10 protein-coding genes and 1 pseudogene are annotated in these 17,396 nt (G+C 70.1%); 6 read left to right on the forward strand and 5 right to left on the reverse strand.

Going from position 1 to position 17,396, the window contains the following annotated elements:
* The first annotated feature begins 121 nt into the window (after nucleotides 1-121).
* The 4 genes from ACN20J_RS17215 to ACN20J_RS17230 all read left to right on the forward strand — a co-directional run bounded on the left by ACN20J_RS17215 (nucleotide 122) and on the right by ACN20J_RS17230 (nucleotide 4,286).
* On the forward strand, nucleotides 122-1,054 hold the full coding sequence (locus ACN20J_RS17215; protein WP_419666247.1) for an oxidoreductase: 933 nt from the start codon (nucleotides 122-124) through the stop codon (nucleotides 1,052-1,054).
* A gap of 183 nt (nucleotides 1,055-1,237) precedes the next feature.
* Nucleotides 1,238-2,398 carry an alkaline phosphatase PhoX gene (locus ACN20J_RS17220; RefSeq protein ID WP_419666248.1) on the forward strand — a complete coding sequence of 387 codons (1,161 nt, stop codon included), beginning with the start codon at nucleotides 1,238-1,240 and terminating at the stop codon, nucleotides 2,396-2,398.
* Nucleotides 2,399-2,583: 185 nt separating this feature from the next.
* Nucleotides 2,584-3,540, forward strand: coding sequence for an FG-GAP repeat domain-containing protein (locus ACN20J_RS17225; RefSeq protein WP_419666249.1), 957 nt, complete (start codon nucleotides 2,584-2,586; stop codon nucleotides 3,538-3,540).
* A gap of 323 nt (nucleotides 3,541-3,863) precedes the next feature.
* Nucleotides 3,864-4,286, forward strand: coding sequence for an LAETG motif-containing sortase-dependent surface protein (locus ACN20J_RS17230; protein WP_419666250.1), 423 nt, complete (start codon nucleotides 3,864-3,866; stop codon nucleotides 4,284-4,286).
* A gap of 102 nt (nucleotides 4,287-4,388) precedes the next feature.
* On the opposite strand, the gene ACN20J_RS17235 is transcribed toward ACN20J_RS17230, so the two are convergent.
* From ACN20J_RS17235 to ACN20J_RS17245, 3 genes are all read right to left on the reverse strand, one after another.
* Nucleotides 4,389-4,904, reverse strand: a complete 516-nt coding sequence (locus tag ACN20J_RS17235) for a calcium-binding protein (protein WP_361910429.1) — start codon at nucleotides 4,902-4,904, stop codon at nucleotides 4,389-4,391.
* A 419-nt stretch (nucleotides 4,905-5,323) separates the two neighbouring features.
* Entirely contained in the window at nucleotides 5,324-8,074 is a 2,751-nt protein-coding gene (gene ppdK, locus ACN20J_RS17240) for a pyruvate, phosphate dikinase (RefSeq protein WP_419666251.1), read from the reverse strand.
* 450 nt (nucleotides 8,075-8,524) lie between these two features.
* Nucleotides 8,525-9,742 carry an ROK family protein gene (locus ACN20J_RS17245; RefSeq protein ID WP_189837961.1) on the reverse strand — a complete coding sequence of 406 codons (1,218 nt, stop codon included), beginning with the start codon at nucleotides 9,740-9,742 and terminating at the stop codon, nucleotides 8,525-8,527.
* A gap of 253 nt (nucleotides 9,743-9,995) precedes the next feature.
* On the opposite strand from ACN20J_RS17245, the pseudogene ACN20J_RS17250 reads away from it, so the two are divergent.
* Nucleotides 9,996-13,315: pseudogene (locus ACN20J_RS17250) on the forward strand (MGH1-like glycoside hydrolase domain-containing protein); the annotation flags it as partial.
* 161 nt (nucleotides 13,316-13,476) lie between these two features.
* On the opposite strand, the gene dusB reads toward ACN20J_RS17250, so the two are convergent.
* A complete protein-coding gene (dusB, locus tag ACN20J_RS17255; protein ID WP_189837959.1) occupies nucleotides 13,477-14,631 on the reverse strand; it encodes a tRNA dihydrouridine synthase DusB in 1,155 nt (384 codons plus the stop codon).
* A 126-nt stretch (nucleotides 14,632-14,757) separates the two neighbouring features.
* Here dusB and ACN20J_RS17260 point away from each other — a divergent pair, with 126 nt between their 5' ends.
* The gene (locus ACN20J_RS17260; protein ID WP_189837958.1) at nucleotides 14,758-16,200 is read left to right on the forward strand and encodes an MFS transporter; all 1,443 of its coding nucleotides are present in this window, start codon (nucleotides 14,758-14,760) and stop codon (nucleotides 16,198-16,200) included.
* A gap of 149 nt (nucleotides 16,201-16,349) precedes the next feature.
* Here ACN20J_RS17260 and ACN20J_RS17265 read toward each other — a convergent pair whose 3' ends face one another.
* Nucleotides 16,350-17,348, reverse strand: coding sequence for a helix-turn-helix transcriptional regulator (locus ACN20J_RS17265; RefSeq protein ID WP_419666252.1), 999 nt, complete (start codon nucleotides 17,346-17,348; stop codon nucleotides 16,350-16,352).
* Between the last annotated feature and the right edge of the window lie 48 nt (nucleotides 17,349-17,396).

A 17,396-nucleotide genomic window follows, 5' to 3' on the forward strand; every position in this document is an offset into this window, starting at 1 on the left:
CGGTCGTACGTGCGGGTCGGTCGTGGCTGGTCGCGCAGTTCCCCGCGCCCCTTAGGGGGGCGCGTCCCCCTAAGCCGCGCCTACGCTGTGAAGCCACCCGTACGCGGAGGGAACCAGGACCATGAGCGGCTGGAACGCGCACGACATCCCCGACCAGAGCGGCCGTACCGTAGTCGTCACCGGGGCGAACAGCGGGATCGGGTACGTCACCGCCCGCGAACTGGCCCGGCGGGGCGCCCAGGTCGTCCTCGCGTGCCGCAGTGAGAGCCGTGGCACCGAGGCCGCCGACCGGCTGGCCATCGAAGTGCCGGACGCGGAGGCCGAGTTCGCGCCGCTCGACCTCGAGGACCTGGACTCCGTACGGGAGTTCGCGGCGGCGTACGGGCGGAAGTACGGGCGTCTGGACCTGCTGGTCAACAACGCGGGCGTGATGGCGTTGCCGCAGGGCCGTACGGCGGACGGGTTCGAGACGCAGTTCGGGGTCAACCACCTCGGGCACTTCGCGCTCACCGGCCTGCTCATGCCGACTCTGCTCACCACGACGGGCGCTCGCGTGGTGAGCGTGTCCAGCTTCGTGCACGCGCTGGCCAACATCGACATCAACGACCTCAACAGCGAGCGGAAGTACGGGCGTTGGACCGCGTACGGACGCTCGAAGACGGCCAACCTGCTGTTCGTGCACGAGCTGGCGCGCCGGCTCGCCGCCACCGGCTCCGATGTCGTGGCGGCTGCCGCGCACCCCGGGTACGCCGCCACCAACCTCATGACCGTGGCCCCGAGGATGCAGGGCCGCAAGACCTCCGAACGGTTCATGGAGATCGGCAGCCGCTTCGTCGCCCAGTCCGCGGAGGCGGGTGCCCTCCCCACGCTGTACGCGGCGACGGCACCCGGCGTACGCCCGGACTCCTTCACGGGCCCCTCGATCCTCGGCTTCCGCGGCTCCCCGGCGAAGTCGCGGCGTGCCGGGTGGACCCTCAACGACCGTGCGGGCCAACGGCTTTGGGAGGAGTCGGAGCGGCTGACGGGCGTCACGTACGACGCGCTGAAGGCGTGACGCGGGGATACACGCGGTCGGCGCAAGGCATGACGCACAGGCATACGGGGCACACCAGGCGGTGACGCGTACACGTCACCGCCTGGCCATGGCGCGTCCACCCCGCACTCCTAGGCTCCGGCGGTGCGCGACCCCGTCGCCGACCGGCGAACGGGGCGGTCACAGCACCCCCTTGGAGCGACAGTGGAACGTCGTACCCTCCTGCGCGCGGCCGTCCTCGGCGGTTCGTCCGCCGTCTTCGGCGGAACCCTGTGGCGCGGCGCCGCGTACGCCGCACCCGCCCAGCCCGGCGCCGGCCCGTACGGGGCACTCGGCGCGGCGGACGCGAACGGCGTCAGGCTGCCGAGCGGCTTCACCAGCCGGGTGATAGCCAGGTCCGGCCAGACGGTCACCGGCACGTCCTACACCTGGCACAACGCCCCTGACGGCGGGGCCTGTTACGCCGACGGCACCGGCTGGATCTACGTCTCCAACTCGGAGATCAACCCCTCCGGCGGCGCGAGCGCGGTGAAGTTCTCGTCGGCGGGCGCGATCACGGGCGCGTACCGCGTGCTGTCCGGCACCCGGCAGAACTGCGCGGGCGGCAAGACCCCGTGGAACACCTGGCTGTCCTGCGAGGAGGTGTCCCTCGGGTACGTGTACGAGACGGACCCGTGGGGCGTGAACGCGGCCGTGCGCCGGGACGCGATGGGCCGCTTCAAGCACGAGGCGGCGGCGGCCGACCCGGTGCGCAAGGTGGTCTACCTGACGGAGGACGAGACGAACGGCTGCCTCTACCGCTTCGTCCCCACCACCTGGGGCAACCTGTCGGCCGGCACGCTCCAGGTCCTCGTCGCCGGGACGGCCACCTCCGGCTCCTTCACCTGGGCGAACGTGCCCGACCCGGACGGCTCCCCCACCACGACCCGTACCCAGGTCTCCGGCTCGAAGAAGTTCAACGGCGGCGAGGGCTGCCACTACGCCGACGACACGGTCTGGTTCACCACCAAGGGCGACAACCGCGTCTGGCAGCTCAACCTCGCCACCAACACATACGAGTTGGCGTACGACGACTCGCTCGTGACCTCCGGCACGGCCCCGCTGACCGGCGTCGACAACATCACCGGCACCGCCTCGGGCGACCTGTTCGTCGCGGAGGACGGCGGCAACATGGAGATCTGCGTCATCACACCGAACGACGTGATCGCCCCGTTCCTACGCATCGACGGCCAGTCCGGCTCGGAGATCACCGGCCCCGCCTTCTCCCCCGACGGAACCCGCCTCTACTTCTCCAGCCAGCGCGGCACCAGCGGCAGTTCGTCGGGCGGCATCACGTACGAGGTGAGGGGTCCGTTCCGGTCCTGATCCGTGATTGGCCGGGCATCACCCTGTGCCGCTCATGAACCGATTCATAGACTGCCAAGCTCCTGCGCTCACGACCGACCTCTACTTCTCGACAGGCCGGATGCACATGATCGAGTTGGTCCGGCCTGCCGTGCAGAAGACCGGTTGCTTCCGTTCCTGCTCAACTCATCCGACAGGACACCCGTATGAGACACATCGTTAAGGTTCTGGCCCCTGCCTGCGCCTTAGTGGCGGTGGTGGCACTCGCCACGCCCTCGGAGGCTGCGTTCTCGACGAACGAGACGTGGACGAGCAACCCGTATTTCGGCAACTACGACACCCAGTTCACGGACGTCACCGGTGACGGTCTGGCCGACGCCGTCGCCATCAACGACACCGGCATCACCGTCCGCCGCTCCACCGGGTCCCTCTTCTCCGGCAACGAAGCCTGGACCAGTGGCCCGTACTACGGGAGCAACAGCACACAGTTGGCTGACGTCACCGGTGACGGACGAGCCGACGCCATCGCGATCAACGACACCGGCATCACTGTCCGCCGCTCCACCGGAGCCGCCTTCGCGGCGAACGAAACCTGGACCGCCAACCCGTACTTCGGGAACTACGGCACGTACTTCGCGGACGTGACCGGCGACGGGCGGGCCGACGCCATCGCCGTCAACAACACCGGCATCACCATCCGCCGCTCCACCGGGTCCCTCTTCTCCGGCAACGAAGCCTGGACCAGCGGCCCGTACTACGGAAGCCAGCCCCCTTACGAGGTGTTCGCGGACGTCACAGGTGACGATCTGGCCGACGCCGTCGTGGTCAACTCCGAAGGCATCACCGTCCGCCGCTCCAACGGATCCACCTTCACCGCCAACGAAACCTGGACCAGCAATCCGTACGGCGGAGACCGGGCCCCCTTCGGCGCGTTCACGGACGTCACCGGAGACGACCTGGCCGACGCCATCGTCGTCAACTCCGAAGGCGTCACCGTCCGCCGCTCCAACGGAACCGCCTTCACCGCCAACGAAACCTGGACCAGCGACCCGTACTACGGCGAACACGCCCCCGGCGGCGCGTTCGCCGACGTGACCGGCGACGGCCGGGCCGACGCCATCGTGGTCAACAACACCGGCATAACCGTCCGCCGCTCCGCCTGACCGGCAGACCGTCGAACGAGCGAGGGCGGCTCCCCTGCACGGGGAGCCGCCCTCTCCTGGTGCACCCGAAGCGCTGCCGCGCCGGTGAGGGTCTGGGCATCCGACAAGCCAAGGGGCCGTTCCACGCATAGCGCCCGCCTCCAGGTTTACAGATGACGGACCCATGAGCGGAGAGCTACCGTCCGGTCACGTCACGTTCGCATCACGGGTCCGTCATTCCGCCACCGCACCATCAGCCCCCTAATACTTTCGTCACCTCAAATCCGACTGATCGTCCTCCGTGATCATGCGTACGGATAACGACCCAAATCTGAGGTGCTCTCGTGAAGTTGCTCCGCAAGCCCGCCGCCGTTGCCGTCGCCGCGCTGGCGCTCACCGCCCTGTCGGCCACCACCGCCCAGGCCCACGACGGCAACCACCCGTTCAAGAACTGCACCGAGGCGTACGAAAACGGGTTCTCCGACATCCCCAGGAGCGACACAGAGCACTACGCCGACGACCTGGACCGCGACCAGGACGGCATCGGCTGCGACCAGCCCCCGTCGGACTTCGTCCCCGCGGAGGACCAGGGCACGGGCGACGAGGGCACCGAGGACACCGCCTCCGACAACGGGGGGAAGAACACCGACCTGGCGGAGACGGGCGGCAGCGGGGCCACGGCATACGTCGCGGGTGGCGGTGCGGTGGTCCTCCTCGCGGGAGGCGGCATGCTGCTCGCGGCACGCAAGCGCCGCGACGCCCGCTGATACGTCGGCCGGCACGTCGGCGGACACGTCGGCGGACGCAGACGACGCGGCGGGGACCCTCCACAGGGTCCCCGCCGCGACCATGCCCGAGGGGCGAAGGGCTCAGCTCTCGCAGCTGTCCTTCAGGTCGTTGAGGTCCCCCGTGCAGGTGTCGGTGCCGGCGTCCCCGAAGGAGCGGTCGTTGGCCTGCGTGGAGTCGAGGGCGTCCAGGCGGTCGTTGCCGTTCCTGCCGAACATGACGTCGTCCCCGGTGCCACCGATGATCGTGTCGACCCCTCCACCGCCGAAGATGGTGTCGTGCCCGCCCTGACCGTTCAGGGTGGTCCCCGCTGTGGCGGCGGAGTCGATCGAGATGATGTCGTTGCCCAGGCCGCCGTTGATGATGGCGGGCACACCGCCTGTCACGGTGACGATGTCACCGAGGTCCCCGCTTTCGAGGGTGAGGGTGCGGCCGCCGTACGGGCAGCGGACCGTGTCGATGTCGACCTGGGTGCAGCCGGATCCCGCGGTGACGGTGTCGCCCGCGTCGCTGATGGTGACGGTATCGAGGGACCGGGTGATGGAAAGATCGTTCGCCTTACCCGCCACGGCGGTGACGAAGATGCGAACAGTGCTCACGCTCACACCGGTCGCCGCATGCGCCTGTCCGGCCGACAGCACCGTCGCCGCACCCAGAACCAAGGTCGTCACACCGGCTTGTACCGCTCTGCGCATTGAGGTCTTCAATGCCCCTCCTCTTCCCCCAGATGAACACGGGCTGGTCTTGCCGTGATCGACCCTAGGAGCGGAGCGGTGGGGGCACATGGGGGGAGAACCCCCAGTTACCGACGATGGAACCATGCTCAAGTCCCTTGAATCCGCGTCGAGTTGGACGCGAGGGGCGCATGCACGAAGAGACGGCACCTCCGCACAAGGTGCCGCCCCTTCGTCTTTCGTGCACCGGAGCCGTAATCCGTCGGTGAGGGTGGGATGGCGGACTACGACCCCGGGGTCCTGCGGGCCCGGCCTACAAGTGGGCCGGGGTTCTTCGGCCCCGCCTACCGGTGATCACTTCCCTGCGAGGACGAAGCCGCCCGCCCCGCCTCCAACCGCGCCACCGGAATCCGGAACGGGGAGCAGGAGACGTAGTCGAGGCCCACCTCGTGGAAGAAGTGGACGGACTCCGGGTCGCCCCCGTGTTCGCCGCAGACGCCGAGTTTGAGGTCGGGGCGGGTCTCGCGGCCGGCCTTGACCGCGGACTTGACCAGGGAGCCCACGCCGTCGCGGTCGATCGTCTCGAAGGGGCTGACGCCGAAGATGCCCTTCTCCAGGTAGGCGGTGAAGAACGACGCCTCGACGTCGTCCCGGCTGAAGCCCCACACCGTCTGGGTCAGGTCGTTCGTGCCGAAGGAGAAGAACTCCGCCGCCTCCGCGATCTGACCGGCGGTCAGGGCGGCTCGCGGCAGCTCGATCATCGTGCCGATGGACAGCTTCAGGTCCGTACCGGTCGCGGCCTGGACCTCCGCGATGACCTGGTCGGCCTCCTCGCGCACGATCTCCAGCTCCTGGACCGTACCCACCAGCGGGATCATGATCTCCGCGCGCGGGTCGGCCTTGGCGGCCTTGCGCTCGGCGACGGCCTCGGCGATGGCCCGTACCTGCATGGTGAAGAGACCGGGGATCACCAGACCCAGGCGTACGCCGCGCAGGCCCAGCATCGGGTTCTGCTCGTGCAGGCGGTGCACCGCCTGGAGGAGCCGCAGGTCGTTCTCGTTGGAGTCCTTGCGGGACTCGGCGAGCGCGACGCGGACCGACAGCTCGGTGATGTCCGGCAGGAACTCGTGCAGCGGCGGGTCCAGGAGGCGGACGGTGACCGGAAGGCCGTCCATCGCCGAGAACAGCTCCACGAAGTCCTGCTTCTGGAGCGGCAGGAGCGCCTTCAGCGACTCCTCGCGCTCGGCCTCCGTGTCCGCGAGGATCAGGCGCTCGACCAGCTCACGACGGTCGCCGAGGAACATGTGCTCCGTACGGCACAGACCGATGCCCTGGGCGCCGAAGCGGCGGGCGCGCAGCGCGTCCTCGGCGTTGTCCGCGTTGGCGCGCACCCGCAGGCGCCGCTTGCGGTCGGCGAACGCCATGATCCGGTGCACGGCCTCGACCAGTTCGTCGGCGTCGTTGGCACCCGCGTGCATCCGGCCCTCGAAGTACTCCACCACCGGGGAGGGCACCACGGGCACCTCGCCCAGGTACACCTTGCCGCTCGAACCGTCGATCGAGATCACGTCGCCCTCTTCGACCACGTGCCCGCCCGGCACCGTCATCCGGCGCCGCTTGGTGTCGACCTCCAGCTCCTCCGCGCCGCACACACAGGTCTTGCCCATGCCGCGCGCGACCACGGCCGCGTGGGAGGTCTTGCCGCCGCGGGAGGTGAGGATGCCCTCGGCCGCGATCATGCCGTCCAGGTCGTCGGGGTTGGTCTCCCGGCGGACCAGGATGACCTTCTCGCCCGAACGCGACCACTTCACGGCCGTGTACGAGTCGAAGACCGCCTTGCCGACCGCCGCGCCCGGCGAGGCGGCGATGCCCCGGCCGACCTGCGCCACCTTCGCCTCGTCGTCGAAGCGCGGGAACATCAGCTGGGCCAACTGGGCGCCGTTGACGCGCTGGAGCGCCTCCGCCTCGTCGATGAGCCCCTGGTCCACGAGCTGCGTGGCGATACGGAAGGCCGCGCCCGCCGTCCTCTTGCCCACCCGCGTCTGGAGCATCCACAGCTGCCCGCGCTCGATGGTGAACTCGATGTCGCAGAGGTCCTTGTAGTGGTTCTCCAGGGTCGCCATGATCTGCATGAGCTGGTCGTACGACTTCTTGTCGATCTGCTCGAGCTCGGCGAGCGGGACGGTGTTGCGGATGCCCGCGACCACGTCCTCGCCCTGCGCGTTCTGCAGGTAGTCGCCGTACACGCCCTGGTGGCCGCTGGCCGGGTCGCGGGTGAACGCGACGCCCGTGCCGGAGTCCGGGCCGAGGTTGCCGAAGACCATGGAACAGACGTTGACGGCCGTGCCGAGGTCGCCCGGGATGCGCTCCTGGCGGCGGTAGAGCTTGGCGCGGTCGGTGTTCCAGGAGTCGAAGACCGCGTGGATGGCGAGGTCCATCTGCTCGCGCGGGTCCTGCGGGAAGTCCCGGCCGGCCTCGGTCTTGACGATCTTCTTGAACTTGGTGACGAGCTTCTTGAGGTCGGCCGCTTCGAGGTCCGTGTCGACGGTGACCTTCTTGGCGTCCTTGGCCGCCTCCAGCGCGTCCTCGAAGAGCTCGCCCTCGACGCCGAGGACCGTCTTGCCGAACATCTGGATCAGCCGGCGGTACGAGTCCCACGCGAAGCGGTCGTCACCGGCCTGCTTGGCGAGGCCCTGCACCGACTTGTCGGAGAGGCCGATGTTCAGGACGGTGTCCATCATGCCCGGCATCGAGAACTTCGCCCCGGAACGGACCGAGACGAGGAGCGGGTCGTCGGCCTGGCCGAGCTTCTTGCCCATCTTCGCTTCGAGGGCGTCGAGGTGTGCACTCACCTCGTCACGCAGTGCCGCCGGCTCGTCGCCACTGTCGAGGTAGGTCTTGCAGGCCTCGGTGGTGATGGTGAAGCCGGGAGGGACGGGGAGGCCGAGGTTGGTCATCTCGGCGAGGTTGGCACCCTTGCCACCAAGGAGGTCTTTGAGGTCCTTGTTGCCCTCGGTGAAGTCGTAAACGAACTTCACGCTCGCGACGCCGCTGTCGCCGCTCTCAGCTACGTGGGGATCTTTGTTTTCCGACACGGGTCTCGACTCCTCGAGGACGCGGTGGCTGCCCTGACGACGGGGAACATACCCAGATCGAAGGCGCCTGGGTACGTCCACTTGCGCGTCATACGGTCGTAACCACTCGTCCGCCAGCAGATCGAAAGTCAAGGAGAGGTAAGCCGGGCGACCCGACAGCGTTCACTTCTTGAACGCGCCGACACCCACAGCCCCAGAATTGCGCTCACATGAGCGGCACTCAGCACGCCTGAGTTCACGTCGTAAATGATCAAAGGGTGGCACTGAGTGCCACCCTTTGAGAAGTGCAGCCGCCCAAGATCCGCTCATCTGAGCGAAACCCCGATCAGGCGTGGCGAGAATCACGCAGTTTTCGGCGCCCTGATTTCACCATGCGGACCGGTACGGAGACGGAAACGTGACTGTCACACGCTCATGGCGAGTGACCGGCGGGTGACCAGCGAGTCACCGTCACACGCCCATGGCGAGCAGCCGCTCCTCGACCCGTTCGGGCGCGTACAGATGCTCCACGACCATCGCACCGGCCCCGACCAGGCCCGCCCGCTCGCCGAGCCGCGAGGTGACGACGTCCAGGTGGGCGGTGGAGCGGGGCAGGGCACGCTGGTAGAGGAGCTCGCGGACGCCGGTCAGGAACGCCGTCCCGGCCAGGTCTCCGGCGATCATCAGGACGCCGGGGTTGAGGAGCGTGACCACGGTCGCCAGTACGTCACCGACGTGCCGCCCGGCCTCCCTCGCGAGCGCGGCCGCGCCGGGGTGCCCGGAGGCCAGCAGATCGCGCACATCTGAGCCCGATGCGGCCGGAACGCCCGTCTCCGCCAGCCTGCGCGCGACGGCGCCACCGCTCGCGACGGCGGCGAGGCACCCGAACGAGCCGCACCTGCACAGCGCGTCGGCGCCCTCGGGGACCCGGATGTGCCCGATGTCCCCTGCGCCGCCGTCGATGCCCCGGTAGATCGCACCGCCGACGACCACACCGGCGCCGATACCGGTGGAGACCTTCACGAGCACGAACGCCGAGCAGTCGGGGTGGCCGGTGCGCTGTTCCCCGTACGCCATGAGGTTGGCGTCGTTGTCGACGAGGACCGGGACGGCGCCGGCGCCCGTGTGCTCGGTGAAGGCGCGGGTGAGGCGGCCCCGTATGTCGTAGCCGTCCCAGCCGGGCATGATCGGCGGCTGGACGACCCGGCCGGTCTCGCTGTCCACGGGCCCCGGCACGGCGAGCCCGATGCCGCACACCTCGTGCGCCCGGTGCCCGGCCTTCTCCAGGAGCTCCGCGAACCAGCGGCCCAGCTCGCCGAGGACCGCGTCCGGGCCCTCCTCGATCAGCAGCGACCCCGTGTGCTCGGCCAGCAGCTCGCCGGTCAGGGACAGTACGGCGGCGCGGGCGTGCCGGGTGTCGAGGTCGGCGGTGAGGACGACGGCGTGCGAGTCGTCGAACTCCAGGCTGACCGAGGGGCGGCCGCCGAGCGGCGAGTCCACCGGGCCCGCGGCGCCCTCGCGCAGCCAGCCGGCCCGGAACAGCCGCTCCAGCCGCTGCCCGACCGTGGCCCGCGACAGCCCGGTGACCTGCTGCAAGGCCCCGCGCGTGGTCGCGCGCCCGCTGCGCACCAACTCCAGCAGGTCGCCGGAGCTCGCCTGACTCCCGGTCCTCCCGGCGCGTGTGGCCATTCCGCTACTCCCTGTGGTTCCGGTCATACGGACCCCTTGCGCTCACCAACTCTGCATTACATATTGAGTTTTGCGTGTTAAATAGACGTAACCCTACGGTAGCTACTGCCGAACTGGTCGGCCGCATGTCTTCGGGGAGACCTGAGTGGACCGCACAACCCAGCTCACCGCCCGTCGCACCGGGATCGTGGATCCCGTACGCACCGCGACCTCACCGCCGTTTTCCGGCCATGGTGAGATCGCCCCTTCCAGGGTGGCCGTATACGATCCGGTCCGCCCGGCGGGATCGCTGCACCTCAGGGCGGCCGAGGTACTGCACGGCAACTGGACGGGCACGTCCACGGTGCCCTCGCGCGGTCTGTACCCCCACCAGTGGTCCTGGGACTCCGCGTTCATCGCGATCGGCCTGCGCCATCTGTCGCCGCTGCGGGCACAGGTCGAGCTGGAGACCCTGCTCGACGCGCAGTGGGGCGACGGCCGGATTCCGCACATCGTGTTCAACCCCTCCGTCCCCCTCGACGCGTACTTCCCGAGCCCCGACTTCTGGCGCTCCTCGACCGCGGGGCGCGCTGCGGGCGCCCCGCGCACCGTACAGACGTCGGGCATCGTGCAGCCACCGGTGCACGCGCTGGCGGCCTGGCTGGTGCACGTCTCCGACCCGGGTCTGTCCCGGGCGCGGTCCTTCCTGTCCCGGATCTACCCGCGGCTGGCGGCCTGGCACCGCTATCTGCTGCACCGCCGGGACCTGGGCGGCGGGGGCCTCGCCTCGGTCGTCCACCCGTGGGAGCAGGGCATGGACAACGCGCCGAGCTGGGACGTCCCGCTCTCCCGTGTGACGCCCGCCCCGGCCCGCTCCTTCCGCCGCGCGGACCTCGACCACGGCGCCGCGGAGGACCGGCCGACGGACCTGGACTACGGACGGTACGTGCGGCTGGCGACGGACTACCGGGACGGGGAGTACGCGGACGGCACCGCCGGGACCGACGGCTTCGCGGTGGAGGACCCGGCCTTCAACGCGCTGCTGATCGCCTCCGAGCACGCCCTGGCGCGGATCGCGCAGGAGCTGGGCGCGACGGGGACGGCCCGGCACGCGCGCGCGGAGCGGCTGACCGCGGCGCTGGTCGACCGGCTGTGGGACCCGGCCGAGGGCATGTTCTTCTGCCGGGACGTGCGCACGGACGAGCTGATCCCCGAGCGCGGCGTCTCCGGCCTCGTCCCGCTGCTCCTGCCGACGCTCCCCCGAGACACGGCCGCCACGCTCGTACGGACGCTGTACGGGCCGCACTTCGGGCTCGGCGAATCGACCCGGCTCGTCCCGAGCTACGACCTGACCGGGCACGCCTTCGACCCGCACCGGTACTGGCGCGGCCCGGCCTGGTTCAACACCAACTGGCTGGTGGAGCGCGGGCTCAGGCTGCACGGGGAGCACGCCCGCGCGCAGAAGCTGCGGGGCGCGCTGCTGGAGACGGCGGACACGTCCGGGTTCGCGGAGTACGTGGATCCGTACACGGGCGAGGCCTGCGGAGCGCTCGGTTTCAGCTGGACCGCGGCGCTGACGCTGGACCTGATGCACGAGGCACCCGAAGCGGTGCACAGCACGACGGAAGAGTTCGGCAAGGGCGCCAAGGGAGGGGACCGGCGATGACGGACCGGCATCATCTGCTCGTGCACGGTGGGACGTTCGCGGCCGTGGGCGACAGCGGGGACATCAACGGAGTGCGCGGCGCCAGTTCGCCCCACGGGCTGTTCGTGCGCGACGCCCGGCACCTGAGCCGCTGGCAGCTGACCGTCGACGGGGCGGTGCCCGAGGCGCTGACGCCGGTCGCGGACGGCGACACGGCCCGCTGTGTGCTCGTACCGCGCGGCGGCCGGCAGGAGCCCCCCGCGTACACGATCTTCCGTGAACAGGCAGTGGCGGACGGGGCGTTCGTCGAGTCGCTGCGCGTCACCAGCAACCGCTCGGCACCGACGACGGTCCGGATCGCGGTCACCGCGGACGCCGACTTCACGGACCAGTTCGAACTGCGCTCCGACCACCGGACGTACACGAAGATCGGCGTGGTCCGCTCCCGCCAAGTCCTCGACGACGGCGTGGAGTTCACCTACCAGCGCGGGGAGTGGCGGTCCTGTACGACCGTGACCTCCGAGCCCCCGCCGGACGGCGTGGAGGAGACCGGCACGGGCGCGCGTCGCCTCGTGTGGACCCTCGAACTCCAGCCGCACGAATCGGCCGAGCTGGCCCTCCGGGTGGCGGCGCGCCCGCACGGTATGCCGCACCCGGAGGTGCCCCCTTCCCCGGCCGCCGCCAACGCCCGACTCCTCGCGCTGGAAGGGGAGTTCGCGGAGGGCGTGCCCTTCCCGACGGGCTGGCCCGAGCTGGCCGCGGCCTGTGCGCGGGGCCTGTCCGACCTGGCCGTGCTCCAGGTGCCCGCAACGGGCCCCGACGGAGAGGAACTTCGCGTCCCGGCGGCCGGAGTCCCTTGGTTCCTCACCCTGTTGGGCCGCGACGCCCTCCTCACCTCACTCTTCGCCCTCCCCTACCGCCCCCAACTGGCCGCCGCCACCCTGCCCGCACTCGCCGCGGCCCAGGCCACCGAGGTCGGCGTGGGCACGGTGGCCCAGCCGGGCAAGATCGTGCACGAGATGCGGCACGGCGAGCTGGCCCACTTCGGGCAGGTTCCGTACGGGCGTTACTACGGCTCGGTCGACGCGACCCCGCTCTTCCTCGTCCTCCTCGGCGCGTACGTCGAGCAGACGGGTGACACGGCACTCGCCCGCCGCCTGGAGCCCAACGCCCGGGCGGCGATCGGCTGGATGCTGGACCACGGCGGGCTGACCTCGCGCGGATATCTCGTCTACCGCGCGGACGAGGGCGGCCTCGCCAACCAGAACTGGAAGGACTCCCCCGGCGCCATCTGCTCCGGCGACGGCTCCCGGCCGACCGGTCCGGTGATGGCCGCGGGCGCGCAGGGGTACGCGTACGACGCGCTGCGCCGGACCGCCCACCTGGCCCGGACGGTATGGGACGACGAGGTGTACGCGGCCCTCCTGGAGCAGGCCGCCGCTGATCTCCGTGACCGGTTCCAGCGGGACTTCTGGATGCCGGACCACTCCTTCCCGGCGCTCGCCCTCGACGGCGACGGCAACCACGTCGACGCGCTCGCCTCCGACGCGGGGCATCTGCTCTGGTCCGGGCTGCTGGACAAGGAGTACGGGGAGTTGGTGGGGCGGCGGTTGCTGGAGCCGGACTTCTTCTCCGGGTGGGGTGTCCGCACGGTTGCCTCGGGCCAGCCCGCGTACCATCCGCTGTCCTACCACCGGGGGTCGGTGTGGCCCCACGACAACGCGCTGATCACGCTGGGGTTGGCGCGGTACGGGCTCCATGACGAGGCCCGTACGGTCGCCCACGCGCTGGTGGACGCGGCGACGGCTGCCGGGCACCGGCTGCCGGAGGTCCTGGCCGGGTACGGCCGCGACACCCATGTCGAGCCGGTGCCGTATCCGCATGCGTGCGTGCGGGAATCGCGGTCTGCGGCGGCTCCGTTGGCGTTGTTGACCGCGGTCGGGGGTGCGTGAGGTCTGACATCGGGTGCGGGTCCGCTGTTGCTGGCCGCGCAGTTCCCCGCGCCCCTAAAAGCAGCCCTGCTTTTTAGGGGCGCGGGGAACTGCGCACTCCTCAGCCACGACCCACCCGCACGATGTTCACCGGCCCACAGAGAACACTGCAGGAACCCTCAGCCCCCGGACGTATCCAGTTCCGCGTCCTCGCTGATGCCCGCGCAGTCGTACGGGTCCCTGAGCCAACCGTCCGGCAGGACAACCCTGTTGTTGCCGGACGTACGCCCGCGGGGCCCGTCCGCGCCGACCGGCCAGGGCTGGTCCAGGTCCAACTCCTCCAGCCCCTGGGAGAGTTCGGCCAGTGACGAGGTGATCGCAAGGCGCTTGCGCATCTCGGAGCCGACGGCGAAACCCTTCAGGTACCAGGCGACGTGCTTGCGGAAGTCGATGACTCCGCGTGCCTCGTCCCCGATCCACTCCCCGAGGAGGGTCGCGTGGCGGACCATGACGCCCGCCACCTCCCGGAGGGTCGGGCGGGCGTAGTCACCCCCGCGGCCCTCGAACGCGGCCACCAGGTCGCCGAACAGCCACGGACGCCCCAGGCAGCCACGGCCGACCACGACCCCGTCACAGCCCGTCTCCCGGACCATCCGCAGCGCGTCGTCCGCCGACCAGATGTCACCGTTCCCGAGAACGGGAATCTCCGGCACATGCTCCTTGAGCCGGGCGATGGCCTCCCAGTCGGCGGTACCGCCGTAGTGCTGGGCGGCGGTTCGGCCGTGCAGCGCGATGGACGTCACGCCCTCCTCGACGGCGATACGCCCGGCGTCGAGGTAGGTGATGTGGTCGTCGTCGATGCCCTTGCGCATCTTCATCGTGACGGGCAGGTCGCCGGCCCCGGACACCGCCTCGCGGAGGATCGCCCGCAGCAGGTGCCGCTTGTACGGCAGCGCGGACCCGCCGCCCTTGCGCGTCACCTTCGGCACGGGGCAGCCGAAGTTCAGGTCGATGTGGTCGGCGAGGCCCTCCTCCGCGATCATGCGGACGGCCTTGCCGACGGTCGCGGGGTCGACCCCGTACAACTGGATCGAGCGCGGGGTCTCCGACGCGTCGAAGTGGATCAGCTGCATCGTCTTCTCGTTGCGCTCGACGAGCGCCCGAGTGGTGATCATCTCGCTGACGAACAGGCCCTTGCCCCCGCTGAACTCCCTGCACAGCGTGCGGAACGGCGCGTTCGTGATCCCGGCCATGGGCGCGAGGACGACGGGCGGCTGGACGGTGTGCGGGCCGATCCGCAGGGCGGAGTTCACCGTGGATGTGGGCGTGGACATTCCCCCATTGTCTCGTACGCCGACCGGTGCCACGAAAGCCGCCCGTACCCACGGCCGACAGGCCCCGGTCCACCGACCCGGTTCATTAGTTAGGCACACTACTGAAGCGGGCGTATTCTGGTGGGCATGCCCGAGCTCAGCCACCGGCGACGCATGCTGGTGCTCGCGATCTGCTGTATGAGCCTGCTGATCGTGAGCCTCGACGTCACCATCCTCAATGTCGCCCTGCCCGCCATGCAGAAGGACCTGGACGCGAGTCTGGCCGGGATGCAGTGGACGATCGACGCGTACACCCTGGTACTCGCCGCACTGCTGATGCTCGCCGGTTCGACGGCTGACCGCATCGGCCGCAAGCGGGTCTTCATGGCGGGCCTGGTCGTCTTCACGATCGGCTCGGTCCTCTGCTCGCTCGCGCCCAACCTCGAATCACTCGTCGTCTTCCGCATGATCCAGGCGGTCGGCGGCTCGATGCTCAACCCGGTCGCGATGTCGATCATCACCAACACCTTCACGGACCCGCGCGAGCGTGCCCGCGCCATCGGGGTGTGGGGCGGTGTGGTCGGCATATCCATGGCCGCGGGCCCACTGGTCGGCGGCCTCCTGGTGGACACGGTCGGCTGGCGCTCGATCTTCTGGATCAACCTGCCGGTGGGCCTGACCGCGCTCCTGCTCACCCTCCGGTACGTACCCGAGTCCCGCGCCCCGAAGGCCCGCCGCCCGGACCCGGTCGGCCAGTTCCTGGTGATCGCGCTGCTCGCCTCCCTGACGTACGCGATCATCGAGGCGCCCTCCTCCGCCATCGGCCAGACCCTCGCCTTCGGCGGTGTCGCGCTCGCCGCGCTCGTCACCCTTCTCTGGTACGAGCCCCGCCGCGACGAACCCCTCATCGACCTGCGTTTCTTCCGCTCGGCGCCCTTCAGCGGGGCCACGGTCGTGGCGATCAGCGCGTTCGCGGCGCTCGGCGGCTTCCTCTTCCTCTCGACGCTCTACCTCCAGAACGTACGCGGCCTGGACGCCCTCCACGCGGGCCTGTGGATGCTGCCGATGGCGGTCATGACCTTCGTCTGCGCGCCCCTGTCCGGGCGGCTGGTCGGCAACCGCGGCCCCCGCCTGTCGCTGCTCATCGCGGGGACGGCGATGACCGCGAGCGGCGTTCTCTTCGCCGGTTTCGAGGCCGAGACGGCGAACGTGACCCTCGTCATCGGCTACTTCCTCTTCGGCCTCGGCTTCGGTTTCGTCAACGCCCCGATCACCAACACCGCCGTCTCCGGCATGCCCCGCGCCCAGGCCGGGGTGGCCGCGGCCGTCGCCTCCACGAGCCGTCAGATCGGCCAGACACTGGGCGTCGCCGTGATCGGCGCGGTCCTCGCCTCCGGCGTCGGTTCCTCCTCCTACCGGGACACCTTCGTCTCGGCGGCCCGCCCCGCCTGGTGGATCATCGCCGCGTGCGGGCTGGCGGTGCTGGTACTTGGCGCCCTCACCAGTGGGCCCTGGGCCCGGCGAACGGCCGAGCGCACGGCTTTGCGACTGGAGTCGCCGGAGATCAAGGAGTCGGCGGGGGTTGTCTGAGGGTGCGGGTGGGTCGGTGCTGGCCGCGCAGTTCCCCGCGCCCCTGAAAAGCGGGGCTGCGCCCCTGGCTTTTTGTCTTTAGGGGCGCGGGGAACTGCGCGCTCAGCACCGACCCACCCGCACCAAGCACCCACCCGCCGCACCAAAACTCACCCCCGCTCAACAGCAACCGCATGCAGCTTCTCCAGCCGCTCCCGAGACTCCTCGTCGGCGGGCGCGTACGTCACCATCCGCGGCCCCTCCCCCGGACCGAGCCACAGATCGGTGTGGACCAGGGTCAACCGCCCCACGTGCCGGTTGTCGAAGAACTTGGTCTTGCTGCGCGAGCCGACCACCTCGTGCCGCTCCCAGACCTCGCGGAACTGCTCCGACTCCGCCCGCAGCCGCTTGAGCAGCATCTTCCAGGCGGGGTCGGCGAGATGCCCGGCCATCGAGGCGCGGAACTTGGCGGCCATCAGCCGGATCGACTCGTCGAGCATCACGATCGACGAGCGCCACTGCTCGTTCGTGGTGATGAGGACCATGCAGTTGCGGTCCTCGGCAGGCACCTCGTCGAGGTCGCAGAGCAGACTCCCGTACGTGCGGTTGTACGCGAGGATGTCGTACCGGCTGTTCTGGATGCAGGCCGGCAGCGGCTCCAGCTGCTCCAGTGTCTGCAACAGCGCCGGAGTGATCGTCTGGCAGCGCGAGGCCGGGGTGGGGTCGACGGCACCGGCCAGCTGGAAGAGGTGGGCGCGCTCGTTCTGGTCGAGCATCAGTGTGCGGGCGAGGGCGTCGAGGACCTGGACTGAGACCTGGATGTCCCGGGCCTGTTCGAGCCACGTGTACCAGGTGACGCCCACCGCGGAGAGGTGCGCGACCTCCTCCCGGCGCAGACCCGGCGTGCGCCGGCGACGGCCCCGGGGCAGGCCGACCTGCTCGGGCGTGAGGTGCTCGCGCCGGTGCCGCAGGAAGGCGGCGAGCTCATGGCGCCGGATGTCGGACTCGCGCGAGGCCCCGCTCTCCGGTTCACGCACGCCCTCCGGCTCACGCGCGGGCGCACCCGAGATCCCGGGGGCCTGGGCCACACGCCCCTGCGCTCCGGCCGCCTCGGTGGCCCCGGCCGCCCCGTTCTCCCGTACCGCTGTTTCCTCGGCCATGGTCGTCATGCCTCCAGCGTGCCGCTGCCCTCACCCTGTTTCCAGGTACTCCTTGTA

Origin of the sequence: Streptomyces sp. 2-1, assembly GCF_048564895.1 — a bacterium.
GTDB classification, from domain to species: domain Bacteria; phylum Actinomycetota; class Actinomycetes; order Streptomycetales; family Streptomycetaceae; genus Streptomyces; species Streptomyces phaeochromogenes.